Annotated in this window: 22 protein-coding genes; 17 read left to right on the top strand and 5 right to left on the bottom strand. The window is 74.9% G+C overall.

The window, feature by feature from the left end; genetic code table 11:
- Window positions 1-67 precede the first annotated feature (67 nt).
- The 8 genes from ACIQUT_RS30295 to ACIQUT_RS30260 all read left to right on the top strand — a co-directional run bounded on the left by ACIQUT_RS30295 (window position 68) and on the right by ACIQUT_RS30260 (window position 7,786).
- Window positions 68-1,075 (top strand): phosphatase PAP2 family protein, encoded by a 1,008-nt coding sequence (locus ACIQUT_RS30295; protein WP_403567465.1) that lies wholly within the window; start codon window positions 68-70, stop codon window positions 1,073-1,075.
- A complete protein-coding gene (locus ACIQUT_RS30290) occupies window positions 1,072-1,947 on the top strand; it encodes a hypothetical protein (protein ID WP_403567463.1) in 876 nt (291 codons plus the stop codon). Before ACIQUT_RS30295 ends, ACIQUT_RS30290 begins: the two co-directional genes overlap by 4 nt.
- 13 nt (window positions 1,948-1,960) lie before the next feature.
- The gene (locus ACIQUT_RS30285) at window positions 1,961-2,311 is read left to right on the top strand and encodes a hypothetical protein (protein ID WP_403567577.1); all 351 of its coding nucleotides are present in this window, start codon (window positions 1,961-1,963) and stop codon (window positions 2,309-2,311) included.
- A gap of 73 nt (window positions 2,312-2,384) precedes the next feature.
- A complete protein-coding gene (locus tag ACIQUT_RS30280; protein WP_403567462.1) occupies window positions 2,385-2,651 on the top strand; it encodes a GlsB/YeaQ/YmgE family stress response membrane protein in 267 nt (88 codons plus the stop codon).
- Window positions 2,652-2,712: 61 nt separating this feature from the next.
- Window positions 2,713-3,021 (top strand): hypothetical protein, encoded by a 309-nt coding sequence (locus ACIQUT_RS30275; protein WP_403567459.1) that lies wholly within the window; start codon window positions 2,713-2,715, stop codon window positions 3,019-3,021.
- Window positions 3,022-3,375: 354 nt separating this feature from the next.
- Entirely contained in the window at window positions 3,376-5,025 is a 1,650-nt protein-coding gene (locus ACIQUT_RS30270; protein ID WP_403567457.1) for a peptide-N4-asparagine amidase, read from the top strand.
- 27 nt (window positions 5,026-5,052) lie between these two features.
- A complete protein-coding gene (locus ACIQUT_RS30265; RefSeq protein ID WP_403567455.1) occupies window positions 5,053-6,777 on the top strand; it encodes a serine/threonine-protein kinase in 1,725 nt (574 codons plus the stop codon).
- A gap of 70 nt (window positions 6,778-6,847) precedes the next feature.
- A complete protein-coding gene (locus tag ACIQUT_RS30260; protein ID WP_403567453.1) occupies window positions 6,848-7,786 on the top strand; it encodes a squalene/phytoene synthase family protein in 939 nt (312 codons plus the stop codon).
- Here the strand turns inward: ACIQUT_RS30260 and ACIQUT_RS30255 are convergent.
- Both ACIQUT_RS30255 and ACIQUT_RS30250 read right to left on the bottom strand, forming a co-directional pair.
- Window positions 7,770-8,537 (bottom strand): transglycosylase SLT domain-containing protein, encoded by a 768-nt coding sequence (locus ACIQUT_RS30255; protein ID WP_403567451.1) that lies wholly within the window; start codon window positions 8,535-8,537, stop codon window positions 7,770-7,772. The genes ACIQUT_RS30260 and ACIQUT_RS30255 overlap by 17 nt on opposite strands.
- A gap of 400 nt (window positions 8,538-8,937) precedes the next feature.
- Window positions 8,938-9,885, bottom strand: coding sequence for a dihydrodipicolinate synthase family protein (locus ACIQUT_RS30250; RefSeq protein ID WP_403567450.1), 948 nt, complete (start codon window positions 9,883-9,885; stop codon window positions 8,938-8,940).
- A 71-nt stretch (window positions 9,886-9,956) separates the two neighbouring features.
- On the opposite strand from ACIQUT_RS30250, the gene ACIQUT_RS30245 reads away from it, so the two are divergent.
- From ACIQUT_RS30245 to ACIQUT_RS30210, 8 genes are all read left to right on the top strand, one after another.
- Window positions 9,957-10,910 carry a LysR family transcriptional regulator gene (locus ACIQUT_RS30245; protein ID WP_403567448.1) on the top strand — a complete coding sequence of 318 codons (954 nt, stop codon included), beginning with the start codon at window positions 9,957-9,959 and terminating at the stop codon, window positions 10,908-10,910.
- A gap of 73 nt (window positions 10,911-10,983) precedes the next feature.
- A complete protein-coding gene (locus ACIQUT_RS30240) occupies window positions 10,984-12,069 on the top strand; it encodes an S-(hydroxymethyl)mycothiol dehydrogenase (protein WP_403567447.1) in 1,086 nt (361 codons plus the stop codon).
- A 105-nt stretch (window positions 12,070-12,174) separates the two neighbouring features.
- On the top strand, window positions 12,175-12,936 hold the full coding sequence (locus ACIQUT_RS30235; RefSeq protein WP_403567445.1) for a PIG-L deacetylase family protein: 762 nt from the start codon (window positions 12,175-12,177) through the stop codon (window positions 12,934-12,936).
- A 104-nt stretch (window positions 12,937-13,040) separates the two neighbouring features.
- A complete protein-coding gene (locus ACIQUT_RS30230) occupies window positions 13,041-14,018 on the top strand; it encodes an NADPH:quinone oxidoreductase family protein (RefSeq protein ID WP_403567443.1) in 978 nt (325 codons plus the stop codon).
- Window positions 14,015-15,202, top strand: a complete 1,188-nt coding sequence (locus ACIQUT_RS30225) for an acyl-CoA dehydrogenase family protein (RefSeq protein WP_403567441.1) — start codon at window positions 14,015-14,017, stop codon at window positions 15,200-15,202. The genes ACIQUT_RS30230 and ACIQUT_RS30225 overlap by 4 nt, the downstream gene beginning before the upstream one ends.
- A complete protein-coding gene (locus ACIQUT_RS30220) occupies window positions 15,199-16,317 on the top strand; it encodes an acyl-CoA dehydrogenase family protein (RefSeq protein ID WP_403567440.1) in 1,119 nt (372 codons plus the stop codon). Before ACIQUT_RS30225 ends, ACIQUT_RS30220 begins: the two co-directional genes overlap by 4 nt.
- A 110-nt stretch (window positions 16,318-16,427) precedes the next feature.
- Window positions 16,428-16,799 (top strand): tyrosinase family oxidase copper chaperone, encoded by a 372-nt coding sequence (locus ACIQUT_RS30215; protein WP_403567438.1) that lies wholly within the window; start codon window positions 16,428-16,430, stop codon window positions 16,797-16,799.
- Between the two features lie 23 nt (window positions 16,800-16,822).
- Window positions 16,823-17,686 carry a tyrosinase family protein gene (locus ACIQUT_RS30210; RefSeq protein WP_403567436.1) on the top strand — a complete coding sequence of 288 codons (864 nt, stop codon included), beginning with the start codon at window positions 16,823-16,825 and terminating at the stop codon, window positions 17,684-17,686.
- Window positions 17,687-17,803: 117 nt separating this feature from the next.
- Here ACIQUT_RS30210 and ACIQUT_RS30205 read toward each other — a convergent pair whose 3' ends face one another.
- Together ACIQUT_RS30205 and ACIQUT_RS30200 are read right to left on the bottom strand one after the other, a co-directional pair.
- Window positions 17,804-18,094, bottom strand: coding sequence for a chaplin (locus tag ACIQUT_RS30205; RefSeq protein WP_403567435.1), 291 nt, complete (start codon window positions 18,092-18,094; stop codon window positions 17,804-17,806).
- A 77-nt stretch (window positions 18,095-18,171) separates the two neighbouring features.
- Window positions 18,172-18,528 carry a hypothetical protein gene (locus ACIQUT_RS30200; RefSeq protein ID WP_403567433.1) on the bottom strand — a complete coding sequence of 119 codons (357 nt, stop codon included), beginning with the start codon at window positions 18,526-18,528 and terminating at the stop codon, window positions 18,172-18,174.
- A 140-nt stretch (window positions 18,529-18,668) separates the two neighbouring features.
- Here ACIQUT_RS30200 and ACIQUT_RS30195 point away from each other — a divergent pair, with 140 nt between their 5' ends.
- Window positions 18,669-20,147: a carboxylesterase/lipase family protein gene (locus ACIQUT_RS30195; RefSeq protein WP_403567432.1), complete on the top strand. Its 1,479-nt coding sequence runs from the start codon at window positions 18,669-18,671 to the stop codon at window positions 20,145-20,147.
- Here ACIQUT_RS30195 and ACIQUT_RS30190 read toward each other — a convergent pair.
- Complete coding sequence (locus tag ACIQUT_RS30190) at window positions 20,125-21,102, bottom strand: alpha/beta hydrolase (protein WP_403567575.1); 978 nt, start codon at window positions 21,100-21,102, stop codon at window positions 20,125-20,127. The two genes, ACIQUT_RS30195 and ACIQUT_RS30190, sit on opposite strands and share 23 nt — an antisense overlap.
- Window positions 21,103-21,166 lie beyond the last annotated feature (64 nt).

Here is a 21,166-nt window from a genome sequence, read left to right as displayed (position 1 = left end):
CCGCCGGACCACCGCACACGGGCGGAGCCCGCGCACGGGACCGATGACAGGAAGCGAGACCGGGGGAATGACCTCCCACACCACACCTGCGGGGCCGGTGGGCGGCCGGGGGGCCGCCCGTCGCCGGCTCCTGCGCGAGCTGCTGCTCGTCGCGGGCCTGTTCGCCGTCTACAAGGCGGGCCGGCTGCTCTCGACGGACCGCACGGACGAGGCCTTCCGCAACGCCGCCCGGGTCTGGGACGCCGAGCGGGCCCTGCACCTCCCGGGTGAGGGAACGATTCAGCGGCTGCTCCTCCACGGCGCAGGAGACACAGGAGCCGCCGGCGCCGCCACGGGGCACGCCCTGGTCCACACCGCCAACACCTACTACGCGGCCGTGCACTTCCCCGCCACCGCGCTCTTCCTCGTCTGGCTGTACCTGCGCCGACCCGGCCACTACCGGTGGGCCCGGCGCGTCCTCACCGTCCTGACCGGCGCCGCCCTCGCCCTGCACCTGGCCTTCCCGCTGGCCCCGCCGCGGATGCTCGCCGCCGCGCACCTCGTCGACACCGGGCAGGCCTACGGGCCCTCCGTCTACGGGGCCTCGCCCGCCGCCGACACCCTGGCCAACCAGTTCGCCGCCATGCCCTCGCTGCACTTCGGGTGGGCGCTGATGCTCGCCCTCGGCATGATCGCCGCCGGCCGCGGCCGCTCGCCGTGGCGCCTGCTGTGGCTGCTGCACCCGCTGCTGACCCTGCTCGTCATCGTCGGCACGGCCAACCACTACTGGCTCGACGCGATCGTCGCGGCCGCCCTGCTCGGCGCCGCAATCGTCGCCGTACCCCGCCCGCAGGCCCCCTCCCGCCCGCTCACGGCCGAAGCCACCGAGCCCTGCTGTGAGCTGCCGACTCGGGGGTTCCCGCTCAGGGGCGCGGGGAACTGCGCGAACAAGCACGCACGGCCCGCAGCCGACGACCCACCGCACCCCCAGCGGGAGGCCGTCCCTGCCGGAGCCGTCGAGCCTGCCGAAGCCGTCGAGCCTGCCGAAGCCGCAGAGCCGGCTGGAGCCGCCGAGCCGGCCGGGGTCGGCCGGTGAACGCCACCGTCCTCGCCGTCGCGCTCTGCCTCGCCTCCGCCGCGGCCTACGCGGCCGCCGCGGTCGCGCAGGAACGCCTCGCCCGCGCCGCCGTCGCCCGCACCGCCCGCGCCCTGCTCGGCAACGGCGCCTGGTGGTGGTCCGCCGGCCTGAACACCGCCGCCGCGCTGCTGCACGCCGCCGCCCTGCGCTACGGGCCGCTCACCCTGGTCCAGCCGCTCGGGGCGCTCACCCTCGTCGCCGCCGTCCCCATGGGCGCCCGCCGGGCCGGCCGCCGTGTCGCCGCCACCGAATGGCGCGGCACCCTGGCCACCGTCGCCGGGCTCGGCCTGCTGCTGCTCCCGGCCTCCGGGCCGGCCCCGGACGACACCCTCACCCTGGCCGAGGCGCTCGCCGTGTCGGGCGCCACCGCCGCCGTGATCGGCCTGCTGACCGCACGCAGGGACGTGCGCTCGGGGCTGCGGCACGCGACCGCGTCCGGGCTGGCCTCCGCGGTCGCCTCCGCGCTGACGCAGACGGTGGCCGTGGCGGGCGGCCGCGGGGGATCCCTGCTCGACGGGCGCGTCCTTGCCGTGGCCGGGCTCGTCGCCGTCTTCGCGGTCGGCGGGATGCTCCTGTCGCAGCGGGCCTACCGGGGCGGACTCGGCGCGCCCCTCGCCGTGGTCAACCTGGCCAACCCGCTGGCCGCGGCCGCGATCGGCACGGTCCTGCTCGGCGAACGCCTCCAGGGCGGCACCGCCGGCCTGCTGCTCGCGGTCGCGGGCGCGCTGATGGCGGCCCGCGGGGTGCTGCTGCTGACCCGTACGGCCCCGGACGGCGGGCGGACGCACCCCGCCGCAGCCCCCGCCGCGGCCGGCCGTGTGGCAGCATGACCGCATGAGGCACATGACCGGCACGGCTGCTGACGGATCGTTTCTCTCGCTCTGGTCCAAGAACTCCGTGCTGTCCATCGGTTCGGTGGGATCGGTGCTCTCCATCGGCTCGGTCGGCAGCGTGCTGTCGGTCGGCTCGCTCGGCTCCGCGCTCTCCGCCGGCTCCGTCGGCTCCTGGCTGAGCTCGGGCTCCCTGCTCAGCGCCCTGTCGAACCGCTCGGTGCTGTCCTACCGGTCGAACCTGTCCGTGCTCGCCTCCGGTTCGCACGGCACGGCGGTGCGCTGCCGGCGCGCCTGCGGGGGCGTCGCCGCAGCCGCGGTGGCCGTCGCGGCGGTCGCCTGCGCGCGGACCCGCCGGGGCTGAGAACCGTTTCGCCCCGCCGTGCGTCCTCCTTCCCGAGAGCGACCACACAGCGGGAGAGCGGAGTGAACACGGCATGGGGTTCGTCAGCTGGATCGTCCTGGGGCTGCTCGCCGGCGCCATAGCCAAGTTCCTGCTGCCGGGCCGCGACCCCGGGGGCCTGATCGGCACCACCCTCATCGGCATCGCCGGCGCGTTCATCGGCGGCTGGCTCTCCGCGAAGTTCCTGGACAAGCCGATCGCCAACGAGTTCTACGACCCCGCCACCTGGGGCTCGGCGGTCGCCGGCTCGCTGGTGCTGCTCATCGGCTACCGGATCCTCTTCGGCCACTCCCGCGACTGACCGGGCGGCCCGGCCGCCGCCACGGCCGGACCGTCCCCCGCCGGGGTGCATGATGGCGTCCGTGACCGGACAGCCCCTCCACGTCCCCCTCGCAGAGCTGCGCGCCTCCTTCGACGTGCTGCTGCGCCACCTCGAGCGGACCGCCGCACACGACAACGCCGTGCTCGTGGAGCACGACTACTTCTGGTCGGTCCCGTCCGACCGCCTCTTCGACGTCGCCGAGGAGCCGGACGAGCTGACGATCGGGCAGCTGTCGGAGTCCTGGCAGCACGTGCGGAACCTGCTCGCCGACCCGGACCACGCCCTCGGCCACCACCTGGTGTGGCTCGCGGACGTCCTGAGCGCGATCGGCCGGGAGCACCCCGTGTGACGGGCCGCGGCCCCGGACCGCCCCAACCGCGCGGTCCGCGACGACGTCGCCCTCGGCGGCCTCGGCGTCATGGCCCGGGGCACCGTCCCGCGCAGGAGTGCCGAGACCGGTGCCGGCCCGGCCGCCGACGGCGTCGTGGTCCTGCCCGGCGGCAGACGCACCCCTGACCCGCCCGCTCCGACGTACAGGACCCGCGCCCGACCTGAAGGCGCGCCGTGCAGGACCCGGCCGCCGTGCAGGGCGCGCACCGCCGTTCGGGGAACGTTCCTCCGGCGGGGGAGGGGGCGGGATCCGGCCACGGTCCGGGCGGCGGGCCTGGCGGCGGGAGGCGGGGGCGGGCTTCACTGCGGGGCCATGACACGACACCGGATCACCGGCCTGCTCGGCGCGCTCGCGCTCGCCGCGGCCACCCTGGCCGCCGCGGGCCCCGCGCACGCGGCCGGGCCCCCGCCCGCCCCGCCGGCCGCCGCCACCGCGGACGACCCGCCCGCCGAGTTCGGCACGGACTGGCACGACCCGCTCACCGCGGCCCCGCCGATCGAGCGCCCCCCGGCCCGGTCCTGCGAACTGACCCTCGCCGAGGCCCAGTTCCGCGACTTCACCCCGTACACCGGCACCTACACCCCGCCCGCCGGCTGCGGCACCGGCCCCTGGGCCAAGGTGGTCCTCCGCCTCGACGGCAAGGTCAAGGGCCGCCAGTACGACCGCCTCGGCCACCTCTCCGTCGGCGGCGTCGAGATCCTGCGCACCTCCACCCCCGAGCCCTCGCCCGACGGCATCACCTGGTCCGTGGAGAAGGACGTCACCCGCTACCGCGACACCCTCAGCCGGCCCCAGCCCGTCGAGATGCTGATCGGCAACGTCGTCAACGACACCTACACCGGCGTCATCGACGTCAAGGCCACCCTCACCTTCCACACCGCCGAACGGCACACCGCGGCCCCCGACACCCCCGACCGGGTCCTCCCGCTGACCGGCCCCACCGTCACCACCCCGCGCAACACCGAGCGGATCCTCGCCGAGGTGTACGCGACCGGCTCCGGCGGCGGCTGCGAGGAGTACTGGTACATGACCGTCCCGGACGCCGCCCCGTACTCCTGCAAGGCCTCCGGCGGCCCCTACCGCGAGGTCCGCATCTCCGTCGACGGACGGCTCGCCGGCATCGCCGCCCCCTTCCCGAACGTGTGGACCGGCGGCTGGTCCAACCCGTTCCTCTGGTATGTGGTGCCTGCGCCGCGCGCCTTCGACGTCCGGCCGGTCGTCTACGACCTGACGCCGTTCGCCGCGCTCCTCAACGACGGCCGCGAGCACCGCATCGAGGTGTCCGTCGCCGGCGTTCCGGCCGGGCAGACCGGCTGGAGCACCCCCGCGAACCTGCTGCTGTGGCAGGACGAGGGCCGGGCCGTCGTCACCGGCTCCCTGACCCGGCACGAGGAGGGCGAACCGGCCAACTCCAGCCGCTTCACGCCCGGTACGGCCGGCAGCCCGCACCGCCTCGACACCGACGGCGGGCACCGCCTGACCGTGTCCGGACGGCTCGACACCTCCCACGGCCGGGTCACCACCACCGTCACCCGCACCGTCCGCAACACCTCCGTGCACCGCTGGACGGACGGCGAGAACCAGGACGCCCTGACCGGCACCTGGACCGACGAGGAGAGCGTCACCAGGGGCCCCGCCACCACCCGCACCGCACGCACGTACACGATGGACGGGGAGACCACCCTCGGCGCCGGGGACCGGCTGCGCACCGTCATCACGCTCGGCGACCGGGCCGAGACGACGACCCTGCGCGGCGGCCGGACCGTGGACCGCACCCGCCTCGACGACACCTACACGGGCGACGCGAGCTACACGGCGAACGTGCCGCGCGAGCAGCGGCACGCGGTCGGCCGCAGCACCGAGCGCTACCGGCTGTACGGGGCAGGCGTGCCGGGCGGATGTTACGACCGGACCGTGTCCACGGTGCAGGGCATGCTGACGGAGGACCGGCGACGCTGTTGACGGAGGCGCCGCCTACGATGTCCCGCCATGGACAGAAGTGAGGCCGGCAGACAGCTGGTCGACGGCCGATTCGAACTGGTGGCGCCGCTCGGCGCCGGTGGCATGGGCACGGTGTGGCGCGCCCGCGACATCGCCTTGCACCGCGATGTCGCCCTGAAGGAGGTGCGCCCGCCGGACCCGGCGACGGCCGAGGCCACGCCCGGCCTCACGGTCCAGTTGCGGGAGCGCGCGGTGCGCGAGGCCCGGGCCCTGGCCCGCCTCGCGCACCCGAACGTGGTGACCATCCACCACATCGTCGAGCCGGCGGCCGGCACGGACGGGCACCCGTGGATCGTGATGGAGCTGGTCAAGGGCGGCTCCCTGCACGACCGGCTGGAGTCGGGGCCGCTGCCGGTCGCCGACGTGGTCAGGATCGGCCTCGACGTCCTGTCGGCGCTGCGCGCCGCGCACGCCGAAGGGGTGCTGCACCGCGACGTGAAGCCGGCCAACGTGCTGCTGCGGGCCGACGGCTCGGCCGTGCTGACCGACTTCGGCATCGCCGCCCTGCACGGCTCGACCGCCCTCACGTCCACCGGTGTGCTCATCGGCTCGCCGGAGTACATCGCGCCGGAGCGGGCGCGCGGCGAGGAGGGGCTCCCGGCCTCCGACCTGTGGTCGCTCGGCATGCTGCTGTACGTGGCGGCGGAGGGCACGCACCCGATGCGCCGCACCACCAGCCTGGCCACCGTCGTCGCCGTGCTGGAGGACCCGGTCCCGGCCCCGGTGCGGTCCGGGCCGCTGGGGCCCGTCCTGGAGCAGCTCCTCGTACGGGACCTGGCCGTGCGGCCCGACGCGGCCCGGCTGGAACAGCTGCTCCGGGACGCGAGCGCTGCTCTCGGCGCTTCCGCGTCGCCGCAGACGCCGCCGGCGGGCCTCGGCCGGTACGGTCCGCCGAGCACCCAGCTCTCCGCGCCGCAGCCGGCCACGGCCCCGCCCGGCGCGATGGCCCCCGCCGGGCCGTACGCACCGCCGCCGCCGTTCACTCCCGGCGGCGGATCCCCGTACGGGTCCACCGCGCCCGTGCCCGCGCCGGGCCCCACCCTGCGGCGCCGCCCGGCCCTGATCGGCGGCCTCCTCGCGGTGGCCCTGGCCGGCGGCGCGATCGCCCTCGTCAACGGGTTCCCCGGAGGCAAGGCCCAGGACGGCGCCAAGGGCGGCAGCGGCTCGGGCGGCTCGGGCGGCTCCAGCGCCTCCGCGCCCGCCACCCCGGCCGTGACCGGGGGCGCCAAGCCGGCCGCGCCCAGCGGCAAGGGCGGCCCCGCCGCCCCCAAGGGCAGCCTGCTCACCCCCGCCAACGTCCGCACCGCGATCGAGGCGCTCAAGCAGAAGACGGGCACCACCACCTTCGCGGAGATGACGGTCTACGAGGAGTACGTCATCGCCTCGATCCCCACCGGCCCCGGCGCCAAGACGTACGACCGCTGGGACTACCGCGACGGCGAGGCCAAGCGCAGCGGCCCCGGCGGCACCCTCAAGCCGGACGAGCCGCCGATCGACATGAGCACCGTCAACTGGGACGCGCTGCCCGGCCTGCTCGACACGGCCACGCAGGAGCTCGGCGTCGCCAACCCGACCTCGCGCTACGTCATCATCGAGCCCTGGCTCTTCGACGGGAGCCCCTCGATGCGCCCCTACCTCAGCGACGAGTACGGGCAGGGCGGGTACATCCACGCCGACACCCAGGGCAAGGTGAAGAAGGTCTACCGCCTTTGAGATCGTGTACCCGTACGCATGTCGCACACGCGTGCGTACGGTCCGACACGGTTCGAGGAGCACGCCCACCATGCCCACCTGGCGCACCACCCTCACGGCGGCCGGCATACGCGACCCCCGGCTGCGCGACGACTACACCCGCGTCGCCCGCCGGGTCCTGCGCCGGGAACCGGCCCCGTACCTGACGCTGCGCCTGCTCGCCGCGCCGGGGCTGGTGCCGTGGATGACGGCCGGGATCTGCTTCATGAACCTGGTCGACGACGTGGCCGAGACCGGCACCCCGCAGCAGCGCCGCGACGGCCTGGCCGCACTGGCCGGGCGCGTCGACGCGGCGCTGCGGACCGGGGACGGCCCCGACCCGCTGCTGCGGGCCTACGCGCACGCGGTGGCCTCGCGCGGGCTGCCCGCGCAGTGGATCACCCGGTTCCTGGACGGCGCGGCCACCGCCGAGGCCGGCTTCGACGGCTTCGGCACCGAGGAGGACTTCCAGGCCTACCTCGACGCCTACGCCTGGCCGGGCCTGATGGCCTTCACCGGCCTGCAGTACGAGGGCGGCCCCGACGCGGAACAGGCCGCCGGCTGGCGGCGGTTCGTGGACGCCGCCCAGCGCGTCGACTTCCTCGCCGACCTGGCCGGAGACCTCGCCGACGGCCGCCTCTGCCTGCCGCGCGCCCTCCTCGCCGAGCACTCCGTGACCCGGGCCGACCTCGAACAGGCCCGGGACACCCCGGCCGTACGCGCCCTCCTCGACGCGTCGACACGGCGTGCCCGGACCGCCCTGGAGGCCACCGACGGCATCCTCGACGTCGTGGACCCGGGGCTCCGTCCGGTGGTCGCCGCCATGACCGAGCTGATGGGGCACCAGCTGGCGGCGGTGGAGCGGGCCGGCGCGGCCGCCCTGCGCCGCGACGTCGGCTACGGTCTGGCGGCACCCCTGCGCACCCTGGCCCGCGCCCGCGCGTCCCGGGCGGCCGCCGCCCGGTCCGGGCCCGTCAGTACGGGCCGTTGACGTTGTCGATGGAGCCGTAACGGGCGGCCGCGTAGTTGCAGGCGGCCGTGATGTTCGCGACGGGGTCGTACGAGTCGTTCGAGGTGCCGGGCACGTGGTAGGCCCGGAAGGTGGGGTCGATGACCTGGAGCAGGCCCTTGGAGGGAATGCCGGCCGCGGCGTTCGAGTCCCAGTTGTTGATGGCCAGCGGGTTTCCGGAGGACTCGCGCATCACATTGCGGTAAATGCCGTTGTAGGTGCCGGGGATTCCGTGCTTGGCCATGACGGCCAGGGACTCGCGGATCCACCCGTCGAGGTTGTTCGGGTAGGTGGCGGCGGCCGGCTTGACCGCGGCCTTCGCCTTGGCCACGGCCGCCTTCGCAGCGGCGCCGAGGCTCAGCTTGGTGCCGGGGCGGATGACCGACGGGTTGCTGCCGATGACGCTGCGGTTGGCCTCGTACAGGGCCTGCCAGCCGCCGCTCACCGCGTGCTGGGAGGCGATCTTCGAGAGGCTGTCGCCGGTGGTCACGGAGTAGGTCAGGGGCGCGGTCGTCTTGGCCGCGGGAGCCTTGGCGGGCGCCGCCGCAGGAGCCGCCGCGGGCAGCGACGCGGTCGTCACCGCCGGGGATACCGCCGGCTGTCCGACGGCCGCACCGGCCGTGGTCGCGCCGATCAGCGGGAGGGCCAGGGCCGCGCTGCCGGTGCCCGCGAAAGCCAGCTTGCGGGTGATCGGACGCTGCTTGGGGCGGCGGTGCTTGCCGTGTCCGGGCATGGCGGAATTCCTCACGTGCGGGTGCGGGGGGATCCCTGGCGGCGGCCTGATTCGGCAGCAGCCCGCCGGGAACGACGTGACCGTAAGCGAGTCCGCGGGAACGGAACAAGGCTCGAAATCACCCCGGTGATCGAATGGCGCGAGCGGGCCCGGGAAATGACCTTGTCGGACGCTTCGGGAAATGACGGAATTCCTTTACGGAAAAGGGGACAGAGTCTCCCGAATAAATGATGTTGATGCTGTCCGCGTGACCCATATCACGGGTTTCGGGCGGCAGGTGCAAAACGGACAACTGGCCCCTCTGTGTACCCGATTCGGGCATCCAGGCTTTTCTTTCCCAACCGCCCATGGCGGGCGCATTCCGGCGCGCCCGCCATGGTCCGGGGCATTCCGCGACGCCTCAGGCCCGCGCCGGCCGATCCGGCTGCGCCGACCGATCCGGCTGCTCCAGCCGATCCAGCCGATCCAGCCGCTCCAGGGCCTCCGACACCGCCCCCGCGCTCGCCGCCAGCAGGGGCAGCCGCACGTCCGGGGCCGGGATCCGGCCCTGGGCGTGGAGCACCCCCTTGACGACCGCCGGATTGGGTTCGGCGAAGGCCGCCGCGGACAGCGCGGCCAGGGCATGGCCCAGGGTCCGGGCCCGCGGCACGTCACCGGCCCGCCAGGCGGCCACCAGCTCCGCGTACCGCGCCGTCGCCAGGTGCGCCGAGGCGAGGATCCCGCCCGCCGCGCCCAGCGCCAGCAGCGGCGACAGGTACAGGTCGTCGCCCGCCAGCACCGTGAAGGAGTCCGGCAGGTCGCCGAGCAGTGCGACCGCGTCCTCGCCGATGCCGCCGGCCGCGTACTTCATCCCGGCCACCCCGGGCAGCTCCCCGAGCCGCCGCAGCGCCGCCGCGTCCAGCGGCTGCCCGGTCCGGTACGGGATGTGGTAGACGACCAGCGGTACGGGGCTGACCTCCGCCAGCCGCGCGAAGTGCGCCACCACCCCCTCCGCCCCGGGCCGGACGAACGGCGGCACGGTCACCAGTGCCGCCCGCACCTCGGGCCGGTGCGCGAGCCGGCGGAGCGAGGCCTCGGCGGCCCGGGTGCCGCTCGCCCCGGCGCCCACGGTCAGCACCGCCCCCCGCTCCCGGCAGACCCCGGCGCAGACGTCGGTGACGAGCTCCCGCTCGGCCTCGTCCAGCGCGGCGGTCTCGGCGGTGGTCCCGAGGGCGACGATGCCGGTGGCGCCCTCGTCGAGCACCTGGTGGGCGAGTGCCTCCAGCGCCTCGGCGGCGACGTCCCCGGCGTGTGTGAAGGGGGTGATCAGCGGTACGTGAATCCCGTGCAGGGAAGTGTTCTGGGTCATGCCGACGATCCTCCGACGCCCCGACCGTCGAATCCAGTTCGCGTTTCTTACCCGAACCATAAGATGATCCGATGCTCGACGTACGACGCCTGCGCCTGCTGCGCGAACTCGCCCGCCGCGGCACGATCGCCGCCGTGGCGGAGGCGCTTGCCTTCAGCCCTTCGGCGGTGTCCCAGCAACTGGCCGTCCTCGAACGCGAGGCCGGGCTCCCCCTCCTCGAACGCACCGGCCGCAGCGTCCGCCTCACCCCGGTCGGCCAGAACCTCGTCCGGCACGCGGAGGCCGTCCTGGAACGCCTGGAGGAGGCCGCGGCCGACCTCGCCGAGGCGCGCAGCGGACTGGCCGGCGCCCTGCGGATCGGCGCCTTCCCCACCGCCACCCGGGCCATCGTCCCGGCGGCCCTGGCCGCCCTCGCCCGGCGGCACCCGGGGCTGGAGCCGATGGTGTCGGAGACCGACCCGGCGGCCGTGGCGCACGCCCTGCGGGCCGGCGACCTGGACGTGGCCCTGGTGCACGAGTACGACTTCGTCCCCGCGGCGCCGGAGCCCGGCCTCGCCACCGAGCCCCTCTACCGGGAGGCGATGTACCTGGCCGCACCGGCAGCCGCGCCCGTCCCCGCCCCCGTACCCCCGACCGGGTCAGGGCCGGGGCACGACCAGGGGGCCGCCCTGCGGGCCCACGCCGACGCCCCCTGGATCACCGCCACCCCCGGCACCCTCTGCCACGCCATGACCGTACGGGCCTGCCAGGCCGCCGGATTCACCCCGCGGGTGCGCCACCGGGTGGACGAGTTCGCCACCGTGCTCGCCCTCGTCGCGGCAGGCCAGGGCGTCGCCGTCGTACCGCAGCTCGGCATCCCGGAGCACGGCGCCCCGGCCGTGGCCCTCACCCGGCTGCTCATGGAGCGCCGCACCCAGGTGGCCTTCCGCAGCGGCGCCGCCGCCCACCCGGCGGTGGCCGCTTTCGGGGCGGCACTCCGCGCCGCCGTACCGCCGGAACTCGCCGCCACGGAAGCGAAGGGGTGACACAACTCCCGTACCCCGTCCCGCCCGTGTACGTTCGTTGATCCAGACAGATCCGAACAGAGCGGGGTATGACGTGACGCATCGCGTACGCGGGGTCATCGCACGGAGCAAGGGCGCACCGGTGGAGACGACGACGATCCTCGTACCGGACCCGGGGCCCGGAGAGGCGCTGGTCCGCGTCCAGGCCTGCGGTGTCTGCCACACCGACCTGCACTACCGTGAGGGCGGCATCAACGACGAGTTCCCCTTCCTCCTCGGCCACGAGGCCGCCGGCGTCGTCGAGGCGGTGGGCCCGGACGTCACCTCCGTCGCCCCCGGCGACTTCGTCGTCCTCAACTGGCGTGCGGTGTGCGGCACCTGCCGGGCCTGCAAGCGGGGCCGCCCCTGGTACTGCTTCGCCACGCACAACGCCACCCAGCCCATGACGCTGGAGGACGGCACCCGGCTGTCCCCGGCGCTCGGCATCGGCGCGTTCGCCGAGAAGACCCTGGTCGCCGCCGGCCAGTGCACCAAGGTCGACCCGGCCGCCTCGCCGGCCGCGGCCGGCCTCCTCGGCTGCGGGGTCATGGCCGGCCTCGGCGCCGCCCTGAACACCGGCGGCGTCGGGCGGGGCGACTCGGTCGCCGTCATCGGCTGCGGGGGAGTGGGCAACGCGGCCGTGGCCGGCGCCCGGCTGGCCGGCGCGTCCCGCATCATCGCCGTCGACCTCGACGACCGGAAGCTGGAGTGGGCCCGCGGGCTCGGCGCCACCCACACCGTCAACGGCCGCACCGAGGACGTGGTCAAGGCGATCCAGGAGCTCACCGGCGGGAACGGCGCGGACGTCGTCATCGAGGCGGTCGGCCGCCCCGAGACCTACCGGCAGGCCTTCTACGCCCGGGACCTGGCCGGCACCGTGGTCCTGGTCGGCGTCCCCACTCCGGAGATGCAGCTCGAACTGCCGCTGCTGGACGTCTTCGGCCGCGGCGGCGCCCTGAAGTCCTCCTGGTACGGGGACTGCCTGCCCGAGCGGGACTTCCCGCTGCTGGTCGACCTCTACCTGCAGGGCCGCCTCGACCTGGACGCCTTCGTCTCCGAGACCATCTCCCTCGACGGGATCGAGGACGCCTTCGCCCGGATGGAGCGCGGCGAGGTCCTCCGCTCGGTCGTCGTCCTCTAGATCCGTTCCGCCCGGCGCACACCCGCCCGGCGCACACCACCTGCCCGGCGCACCCCCGCCCGACCGCTGCACCGTCCGGTCATGTCTCGCCTATGGTTGCGAGACATGACCGGACATCAGGAACAGCCCGCGCAGCTCGAACCCATGCCCACCGACTGGCAGCGCGCCCTCGCGGTCGTGGCCCACCCCGACGACCTGGAGTACGGCGGCGCCGCGGCCATCGCCGACTGGACCGACGGCGGCCGCGAGGTGGCCTACCTGCTGGCCACGCGCGGCGAGGCCGGCATCGACACCATCCCCCCGGAGGAGTGCGCCCCGCTCCGCGAGGCCGAGCAGCGGGCCAGTGCGGCCGTCGTCGGGGTCTCCGCCGTGGAGTTCCTCGACCACCGCGACGGCGTCCTGGAGTACGGCCTCGACCTGCGCCGGGACATCGCGGCCGCCATCCGCCGGCACCGCCCCGAGCTGCTGATCACCCTCAACCACCGCGACAGCTGGGGCGGAGAGCGCGGCGGCTTCTGGAACACCCCCGACCACAAGGCCGTCGGCCGGGCCGTGCTGGACGCCGCCGCCGACGCCGGCAACCGGTGGATCTTCCCGGAGCTCCTGACCGAGCAGGGCCTCGAACCGTGGAACGGCGTGCGCTGGATCGCCGTCGCCGGCTCCCCGGCCCCGACGCACGCGGCGGACGCCACCGCCGGACTGGAGCGCTCGATCCGGTCGCTGATGGAGCACAAGACGTACATAGAGGTCCTCACCGACCAGGATCCGCACGAGTACTGCCGGAACTTCCTGACCGGGTTCGCCGAGCAGGCAGCGGCCCGCTTCGGGGGCCGCCCGGCCGTGACGTTCGAACTGTTCTCGCGCTGATCCACCCTCCCGGGCCCCGGCCCCGTCACACCGTTCCCAAGAGGGCAAGCAACCGCTTAGTATGCCCGCGGAGCGTGGTTCCCGACGGCGGCTGGAGGCCCCGGATGCAGGCATGGCGAGTTCACACCACCGGCGAACCCCGCGAGGCCATGCGCCTCGAAGAGGTTCCCGAACCCGTGCCCGGCGAGGGAGAGGTACGGCTGCGCGTCCTCGCCGCGAACGTCAACTTCCCCGACGCACTCCTCGTCCGCGGCCAGTACCAGATCCGCCCGCCCCTGCCCTTCACCCCCGGCGTCGAGGTCTGCGGCGAGACCGAGGACGGCCGCCGCGTCATCGCCAACCCCAGCCTGCCGCACGGCGGTTTCGCCGAGTACACCACCTCCCCCGCCAGCGCCCTGCTGCCCGCCCCCGAGGCCCTCGACGACGCCCAGGCCGCCGCCCTGCACATCGGCTACCAGACCGGCTGGTTCGGCCTGCACCGCCGCGCCCGCCTCCGGGCGGGCGAGACCCTGCTCGTGCACGCCGCCGCCGGCGGGGTCGGCAGCGCCGCCGTCCAGCTCGGCAAGGCCGCCGGAGCCACCGTCATCGGGGTCGTCGGCGGCAAGGCCAAGGCCCGCACCGCCGAGGAGCTCGGCTGCGACCTCGTCATCGACCGCACCGCCGAGGACATCGCCGCCCGGGTCAAGGAGTTCACCGGCGGCCGCGGCGCCGACGTCGTCTACGACCCCGTCGGCGGCGACGCCTACACCGCCTCCGCCAAGTGCGTGGCCTTCGAGGGCCGGATCGTCGTCGTCGGCTTCGCCGGCGGCACCGTCCCCGCCCCCGCCCTGAACCACGCCCTGGTCAAGAACTACTCCATCCTCGGGCTGCACTGGGGGCTGTACGCCGCCAAGGACCCGGCCGCGGTCCTCGCCTGCCACACCGAACTCACCCGGCTCGCCGCCGAGGGCGCCGTCACACCCCTGGTCAGCGAACGGGTCCCGCTCGCCGGAGCCGCCGACGCCGTGCAGCGCCTCGCCGACGGCACCACCACCGGCAGGCTCGTCGTCGTACCCGGCGCGGACGGAGGTGCCCGACGGTGACCACCGCCGAGGAACTCGCCCGGCGGGTCCGGGACCTGCTCGCCGCGCACCCGCCCGCCACCACCGACCGCACCGCCTTCCTGCGGGCCCGCTTCGACGCCGGCCTCGCCTGGGTCCACTACCCCGAGGGGCTCGGCGGGCTCGGCGCGCCCCGCACCCTCCAGGCTGCCGTGGACGCCGCGCTGGAGGCCGCCGGAGCCCCCGGCAACGACCCGCGCCGCATCGGCATCGGCCTCGGCATGGCCGCCCCGACGATCCTGGCGTACGGCACCGAGGAGCAGAAGCAGCGCTTCCTGCGCCCTCTGTGGGTCGGCGAGGAAGTCTGGTGCCAGCTCTTCAGCGAGCCCGGCGCCGGCTCCGACCTCGCCGCCCTCGGCACCCGGGCCGTCCTCGACGAGGCCGCGGGGGAATGGGTGGTGAACGGCCAGAAGGTGTGGACCTCCAGCGCCCACACCGCCCGCTGGGCCATCCTGATCGCCCGCACCGACCCGGCCCTGCCCAAGCACCGGGGCACCACCTACTTCCTGTGCGACATGCACGCCCCCGGCGTCGAGGTCAGGCCGCTGCGCCAGATCACCGGCGAGGCCGAGTTCAACGAGGTCTTCCTCACCGGCGTCCGCATCCCCGACTCCCACCGGCTCGGCGCCGTCGGCCAGGGCTGGGAGGTCGCCCGCACCACCCTGATGAACGAGCGGGTCTCCATCGGCGGCATGACCATCCCCCGCGAGGGCGGCATGATCGCCCCCGTCGCCGCCGCCTGGCGCGAACGGCCCGCCCTGCGCACCCACGCCCTGCACCAGCGCCTGCTGCAGCTGTGGGTCGAGGCCGAGGTCGCCCGGCTGACCGGCGAGCGGCTGCGCCAGCAGCTGGCCGCCGGCCGGCCCGGACCGGAGGGCTCCGGCATGAAGTACACCTTCGCCCGGCTCAACCAGGAGATCAGCGGCCTGGAGGTGGAACTCCTCGGCGAGGACGGCCTGGTGTACGAGGACTGGACGATGCGCCGGCCCGAGACCGTCGACTTCACCGGCCGCGACGCCGGATACCGGTACCTGCGCGCCAAGGGCAACAGCATCGAGGGCGGCACCAGCGAGATCCTCCTCAACATCATCGCCGAGCGCGTCCTCGGACTGCCCGCCGAGCCGCGCGACGACAAGGACCTCCCCTGGAAGGACCTCTCCCGATGACGACCTTCCCCGCGGCAGGGCTCGACCTGCTCTACTCCGACACCGAGGACGCCCTCCGCGCCGCCGTACGGGCCCTGCTCGCCGACCGCTGCACCCCCGCCGGCCTGCTCGCCCGCATCGAGACCGGCCGCCCCCACGACCCCGCCCTGTGGCACACCCTCGCCGCGGAGATCGGCACCGCCGGGCTGCTCGTCCCCGAGAAGCTCGGCGGCCAGGGCGCCGGCCACCGCGAGGCCGCCGTCGTCCTGGAGGAACTCGGCCGCGCCGTGGCCCCCGCCCCGTACCTGACCAGCGCGGTCCTCGCGACGGAGATCCTGCTGGGCTGCGACCGGGCCGAGGCACTGCCGCTGCTGCGCGAACTCGCCGCCGGCCGGCGGGTCTGCGTACCGGCACTGCCGCTGACCCTCGCCCCGGGAGCACCCCTGCCGGCCCCCGTCCGGGACACCGGGGGCGGGATCCTGACCGGGCGGGCGACGACGGTGGCGGACGCGGCCGCCGCCGACGTGCTGCTGGTCCTCGCGGACACCGGGCTGTACGCGGTCGAGGCGGCCGCCGCCACGCTCGTACCGCAGGTCCCGCTGGACCTGACCCGGCCGCCCGCCCACGTCACCCTGGACCGGGCGCCCGGCACCCTGCTCGCCGACCCGGGGGCGGCCCGCGCCGCCGTGGCGGGGGCCCTGCTGTCCGGGGCGGGCCTGCTCGCCTCGGAGCAGGTCGGGATCGCCGAATGGTGCCTGACGCAGACCGTGGCCCACCTGAGGACCCGGCACCAGTTCAACCGGCCCCTCGGCTCCTTCCAGGCCCTCAAGCACCGCCTCGCCCGGCTCTGGCTGGACGTCGCCTCCGCCCGCGCCGCGGCCCGGGCGGCCGCCGACGCCCTGGCCACCGCTTCCCCGGACGCGCCGCTCACCGTGGCCGTCGCCCAGGCCCACTGCTCCGGCGTCGCGGTACGGGCCGCCGAGGAGTGCGTCCAGCTGCACGGCGGCATCGGCATGACGTGGGAGCACCCGGCCCACCTCTACCTCAAGCGGGCCAAGGCCGACGCCCTGGCCCTCGGCACGGCAGGCCACCACCACGGCCTGGTCGCGGACTTCACGGAACTGCCCGCCCCGTAGCCCGCGGATCCTCCCGGCAGCCCGGGTGTCTTCCGGGCGGCCCAGGTGACCTCCCCCGCCGCGCCGCGTTAGACCCCGTAGCGCGAACCACCGAGCGAGGGAGAGAACGTATGCACGCCGCACCCGCCTGGGCACGACCGACCCGCCGTGCGGTCCTGCGCACGGTCTTCACCGCGGCGGTGCTCGCCGGCACCGCCGCGGCCCTGGCCCCCGTCCTGCGCGCCCGCCGGCCCCGGCAGACCCTCACCCCGGCCCCGCTGGCCGAGGAGACGGAGACCTACCGCGGCCGACACATCGCGGTGACCGAGGCCGGGGTCAGCATCGACGGCCGCCCCCTGCACGTGATGCGCCGCGCCGACGGCAGCTACCTCAGCGGGATCAACCACTTCCAGTCCTTCGCGACCCCGCTGGAGCTCGCCCGCGCGGCCGTCGACGAACTCGGCACCACGCAGCTGGCCCTCGCCGCCCCGCAGCACGGCTGACCACGGATCGGGAGGAGCCCGCGGTGTACACCCGGCAGAACCAGCGCAACCTGACCAGCGCCCAGAAGAAGCGGTTCACGACCGCCGTCCTGGAGCTCAAGCGCACCGGCGCGTACGACGACCTGGTGCGCACGCACGACACGTACTTCGTGGCCGACCGGGACACCAAGCTGCGGGTGGGGCACATGTCCCCCTCGTTCTTCCCGTGGCACCGGCGCTACCTGCTGGAGTTCGAGCAGCTGCTCCGGGGCGTCGACCCGGGCGTGAGCATCCCGTACTGGGACTGGACCACCGACACCAGCCCGGCCTCCTCGCTGTGGGCCGAGGACTTCCTCGGCGGCACCGGCCGCGCGAGCGACCGCCAGGTCATGACCGGCCCGTTCGCCCACGGGCGGGGCCACTGGGAGATCACGGTCGGCTTCTCGGAGGCCCGCTTCCTCACCCGCAACCTGGGCCGGCCGCAGAACCCCATCACCCTGCCCGGCCGCGCCGAGCTGCAGTGGGCGCTGGACGACCCGGTGTACGACACCTCGCCCTGGAACTCCACGGCGCGCGACGGCGGGTTCCGCAACAAGCTGGAGGGCTGGGCCGCCCCGAAGAGCGAGCGCTGGCGCAACCACAACAAGGTCCACCAGTGGATCGGGGGCCACATGACCGGCGGCACGGCCCCCAACGACCCGGCCTTCTGGCTGCACCACGCCTTCGTCGACCTGCTCTGGGACCGCTGGCAGCAGCAGCACCCCGGCTCCGGCTACCTGCCCGCCGCCCCCCTGAAGGCCGGCGACCTCCAGCGCGGCCGGGTGATCTCCCTGGACGAGCCGATGCCGCCGTGGGACGTCACACCGCGCGAGATGCTCGGCCACCAGGGCCTCTACCGCTACGAGTGATCCGCCGCCCGCCGCCCGCCGCCCGCCGCCCGCGGCGCGCGCAGCGGGCGGGCACGCGGAAGGGCCCCCGCCCGGCGGCGGGGGCCCTTGCCGGCGTTCAGCCGGGGCGGTGGCCGGTCAGCCGCCGTAACCCTCGGTGTGGTGCTCGGTGTGGTGCTTCTTCTCGCCCGACGCGTTGATGCAGGTGTTGCCGAACGCGGGGTTCAGCAGGGCGATCACGTTCACGGTGTTCCCGCACAGGTTGATCGGGACGTGCACCGGGACCTGGACGACGTTGCCCGACAGAACACCGGGCGAGCCGATCGCCGCACCGTGCGCTCCGGCATCGGCGACGGCCAGACCCGCACCGGCGGCCAGGGCGCTACCGGCGGCAGCGGTGACGGCGACTGCCTTCGCGATACGCGACATCAAGAACTCCTCCTGAGATGGGCGCCGCACGATCTGCGGCATTGGACATGGCATACAACGCGGCGGGAGCCCGGGGGTCACGGCCGCTGGGCCGTCGTGGTGATCTCGAACCGGACGGACGCGAACCGGGGGGTGATCTGGCCGCCCGCACCGGGCCGGAGCACCGCGACCGCCTTGCCCCTGCAGCCCGGCTCCGCGTGGAGCACGGCGGTGGCGGGCGTGTCGTTGACGACCCCGCGGGCACCGCCGCCCCGGGCCTCCCGGCAGCCCTCCGGCGTGCGCACCCGGTCGATCCGGTCGCGGTCGTTGACGTACTGGAAGTCGCCGGGGCCCGCCTGGGCGGTGCCGGCGGCCGCGAGCAGGAGCAGGGGCACCGCGCCGGTCAGGGCGAGGGAGCGGGCCCGCAGGGTACGGGGGATGCGTGTGGATGGCATGCCGGTCCAACCAGGGCGCCCCCGGCCCGGGTACGCCCTGTCACCCGTGGGGCGCCTGTGCGAAACGCGCGCGGCGTTTTGACTGCACACTGGAAGACCGCGCCGGACGTGCCGGACGCAACGGTTCCACGGAGGACGCGATGAGCACAGCGGGCGTCGGCGGCCGGCCCCGGGCCACAACCCGGCACGGTGTGGTCGAGGGCCGGACCGGACCCGGCGGGATCGCCGTCTTCCGCGGCATCCCGTACGCCGCCCCGCCCGTAGGGCCCCTGCGGTTCGCCGCCCCCGGGCCCCCGGCCGCCTGGGAGGGCGTCCGCGACGCCGGAGCGTACGGGCCCACCGCCCCCAAGGTGCCCTACCCGCCGCGGTTCGCCGCCCTGCTGGCCGACCCGGACATCCCCGGGGACGGCTGCCTCAACCTCAACGTCTGGACCCCGGACCCGGACCCCGCGGCGCGGCTCCCGGTCATGGTGTGGCTCCACGGAGGGGCGCTCACCCGCGGCTCCTCGGCCGTCCCCGTCTACGACGGCTCCGCCTTCGCCCGCGACGGGGTGGTCCTCGTCTCGGCCAACTACCGGCTGGGAATCCTCGGGTACGGGCTGTTCCCCGACGCTCCCGCCAACCGGGGGCTGCTCGACCAGATCGCCGCCATGACCTGGGTGCAGGAGAACATCCGGGCCTTCGGCGGGGACCCGGGCCGCGTCACGGTCTTCGGTGAGTCCGCCGGCGCGATCAGCGTCGGCGCCCTGCTCGCCGCCCCGCGGGCCGCCGGGCTGTTCGCGCAGGCCGCCCTGCAGAGCGGCGCCCCCGAGGTGCTGCCGCGCGACCGGGTGCGGGCCATGGTCCGGCGGATGGCCGCCCTGCTGAGGGTGCCGGCGACCGCCGCGGACTTCGCCGCGGTCCCGACGGCGGACCTGCTCGCCGCCCAGGGCGCCGCCTCGCGCCGTTCGAGCCCCCTCGCCGCCGGGCCCGCCTTCGGGCTGGTCACCGATCCCGGCACGCTGCCCGGCGACCCGCTGCGGGAGGCCGCCGCCCGGTCCGCGGACGTGCCGCTGCTGCTCGGCTGGACGAGCGAGGAGTACCGGCTTTGGCTCGCCCCCACCGGCGCCATGCGGCTGCTGGACCGGCTCGGCCCGCTCGCCGTGGCGCTGGCCCGGGCCCGCAGCGGCAAGGACCGCGCCGCCGTCCAGGCCCTGCGCGAGGCGCTGCCCGCGGCGAGCCCGGCCGAGATCGCGGGCCAGCTGCTCACGGACCGGCTGCTGCGGGACCCGCTGCGCCGGCTCGCCGGGTCGCGCGCCGCGGACCCGGCGGCGGCCCCGAGCTTCCTGTACGAGTTCGCGTGGCCGTCCGGCATCCCGGGGCTGGGCGCCTGCCACGCCCTGGAGCTGGGCTTCGTCTTCGACACCCTCGGCGTGCCGGAGGGGGAGCACCTGGCCGGGCCGGGCGCCCCGCAGGAGCTGGCCGACCTGATGCACGCGGCCTGGGTGCGGTTCGCCGTGTCCGGCAGCCCCGGCTGGGCGGCCTGGGACGGCGACGGCCCGCCGATGGTGTTCGGCGGGCCGCGGAGCGAGGAGGCGGAGGAGTCCGTGCCGGCGGTTACTCCACCGGTCCTTCCATGACCTTGCTGATGAACTGGATCGGGCCCTCGCCCATGCCGGGCACGTAGGTCTTGGCGTTGTGCTGGCCGCCCGGGATCACCCTCATGCTGGTGTGGACGGGGCCCTTGCCGTAGGTCGCGATCCACTTCTGCACGTCGGGCAGGGTCTTCTTGTTGTTCTCGTTGTCGCCGACCTGGAAGGCGAGGTAGACCTCGGGGCCCTTCTTGTCGATCAGGGCCTTCGCGAGCGTGCCCGGGTCGTTCTCGGACTTCTCCTTCTCGTGGCCCTTCCACAGCGGGGAGTCGGGCACCACGTCCGGGCCGGAGCAGATGGCGGCCTTGAACTTGTCCGGGTGCTTGAGCACGGACTTCAGGCTCGCGAAGCCGCCGGTGGAGGAGCCCATGAAGGCCCAGCCGTCACGGGACTTGATGGTGCGGAAGTTCGCCTTCATCAGGTCCGGCACGTCCTCCGTCAGCCAGGTCCCCATCTTGGGCTGCTCGGGGATGTCGGAGCCGTCCCAGTAGATGCCCTTCTCGTCACCGGACGGGTTGAGGACCGGCATGGCCAGCAGGAACGGCTTGCTCTTGCCCTCGGCGTACCACTTGCTGATGCTGGTCTGGAGGCCCAGGTCGGTGCCCATCCAGTAGTTGCTGGGGTAGCCTGCGCCGCCCGGCAGGGCGATCAGGACCGGGAAGCCGCTCTTGGCGAACTTCGGGTCGTTGTACTCCTTGGGGGCCCACACCCAGACCTTGCCCTTGAAGCCGGACTTCTTGCCGTCCAGCACGGTGACGGCCACGTGGGTGCCGTCGTTCAGGGTCATCGAGTTCTTGAAGTCGGCCTTCGGGCCGGTCGGCATCAGCGCCTTGGCGTTCGGGTTCTGCTTGGCCTCGGCCCCGTCCTTGCCGCCCGCGGCGGGCTTCCCGAAGGAGACGTCCTTGCCCTTGTCGGTGAACGGGGGTATCTCGAAGTGCCACATCACGCCGGCGGCTATACCGGCGAGGGCGAGGAAGGACACGCCCGCCACCAGCCAGCGGCGGCCG

Origin of the sequence: Streptomyces sp. NPDC090445 (assembly GCF_044769385.1) — a bacterium.
Lineage (GTDB): Bacteria > Actinomycetota > Actinomycetes > Streptomycetales > Streptomycetaceae > Streptomyces.
The sequence above is the reverse complement of the archived record's forward strand: the minus strand, read 5'-3'. Positions and strand labels throughout refer to the sequence as shown.